This is a genomic window from Candidatus Binataceae bacterium (assembly GCA_036495685.1).
In the GTDB taxonomy this organism is placed as follows: domain Bacteria; phylum Desulfobacterota; class Binatia; order Binatales; family Binataceae; genus JAFAHS01.
Genome location: DASXMJ010000160.1, coordinates 1 through 1,845 on the forward strand (window position 1 = coordinate 1; position 1,845 = coordinate 1,845).

Below are 1,845 nucleotides of genomic sequence, written 5' to 3' on the forward strand. Positions count from 1 at the left end.
ATGCTCTCCTCGCTGACACGGATTGGTACGGTGCAGTATTTCAGGTCGCTGGCCAGTGCGCGCTGACCCAGAACGAGCACACTGTGCAAATCGGAGTGGGAGATGTTGGACTCATGGATGGGTCGCGGCTCTCGATGCGCTTATTTGAGAGCGGTTCGCAGTGGCTGTCTATTTATCTGCCGCGCCAGTCGCTCATTTCCCATCTCGGATTCGAGCCGCAGACTTGTTTATGTGCGCGCGGCGGAACCGTAGCAGCGCGCGTCCTCCGTCAGCTCGTTCTCGACGGTGTCGGAGGCGAAGAATCCACCGCCGCGCCGCCCTGCCCGTACATGCGGCTCGCCCTCTACGACCTCCTTGGCTCCCTATTTGCGCCCTCTGATCCGGGGCCCGTCTCTCGCCATGCGGATAGACTGTTCGCCCGCATCCGTCGCGTCATAAACGATCGCTGTGCCGATCCGGACTTCGGTCCTGCTCAGGTGGCAGCAGAAACGGGGATTTCGCTGCGCTACGTCCAGAAGCTCTTGACGGCGCGCGGCTGCACATGCAGCGAATTGGTCTATTCCATTCGTTTGGACCACGCCGCGCGCCTGCTGGCACGCCGGACGTCGCACGCTACAGGTCAGCATCTCAGCGAAATCGCGTACGCCAGTGGCTTTCGCGACTATACCCATTTCGCAAGAAGATTCCGGGATCGGTTTGGTCACACACCGGGCGCCCACCTGGAGGGAAGCGTGCTACTGGGACCCGGATAGTGCGCGCCCGCGCTGCTGAGCATTCGCCATCCGCTGACAACGTCTAGTGCCCCGGGTTGCATCGCCGTACGGGAGTTGCCTGGCCGGCCTACGCACCGCCAGGCCACACCACACCTCGAAGAGGATTCCGCGCCTCAAGCCCTTTATCGACGCCTCGCTCGATCGCGTCGCGGCTCACGACGATCCACCGCGAGCGCGGCTTAAACCCAATCCGATAAGCAAAACCAGATCAAGTTCCGGTCAACGCGCGCTCATGATACCGGGCGCCGATCAAACGACGTCGGGATAATCAGAACTGCTGTGGCGCGCATGGCGCCAGCTCGCCGTTTTCGGCGTGGCCGGCTCCAGCATTGTTCCAGCGATTAGAACTCTCGTGCCCGCAGTCGTGAAGCGTTTCGAACATGACGTCAAATCCGCTCCAGTAGCAACGCGCTCGCGGTGAACAGTGCGCGCCAGTGCGGTTGAAAGTGCGTCATAGGCTCGTGACAGCAAATCTCCGATCGCCCACACTAACCGTGATGAAGACAAGATCAGGAGTCTCGACGAGCCAAGAAACCAAAGGTTTCGCGCTGATCACCGGTGCTTCATCGGGCATCGGCGACCGCGAGGACGACGGCGCTGGCGCGTCTCGGTCGAGGACGTCCTTGAAGCAGGAAGAGGGTGAGCTCGAATCCGGCACCGAGTCTCGTGATGGCGCAAGACAGGTCGATCGTGGCGCTCTGCTGGGCGCCTCCACGGCCGCGGCCATCGCGATCGGCGTCCTGGAGACGCCACTTATTCGATAGCAGGCGAAACGCAAACACGGTCACGAACCAGCGGGACCGCAGCCAAGCAAGGAGTTCCGGATGCCTTCCGATATGTCTTCCAATCGCGGCGTGGTTTACATAAAGCCAGGCAAGGTCGAGGTTCAGAAAATCGCCTTTCCAGTCTTCCGCAATCCTGCGGGCAAGGAAATCCATCACGGCGTCATTCTCAAGGTCGTGTCGACCAACATTTGCGGGTCTGACCAGCATATGGTGCGGGGCCGCACCACGGCGCCGGCGGGCATGGTGCTGGGGCACGAGATCACTGGCGAGGTGATCGAGAAGGGCCG

At 61.5% G+C, this 1,845-nt stretch carries 2 protein-coding genes; both read left to right on the top strand.

Annotation, left to right across the window (positions count from 1 at the left end; all coding sequences use genetic code 11):
• The coding region (locus VGI36_14995) for a helix-turn-helix domain-containing protein (protein ID HEY2486454.1) at nt 1–752 on the top strand (752 nt) is incomplete at its 5' end.
• Nucleotides 753–1,597: 845 nt separating this feature from the next.
• Nucleotides 1,598–1,845 (top strand): alcohol dehydrogenase catalytic domain-containing protein (locus VGI36_15000; GenBank protein HEY2486455.1); only part of this gene is annotated, 248 nt, incomplete at its 3' end.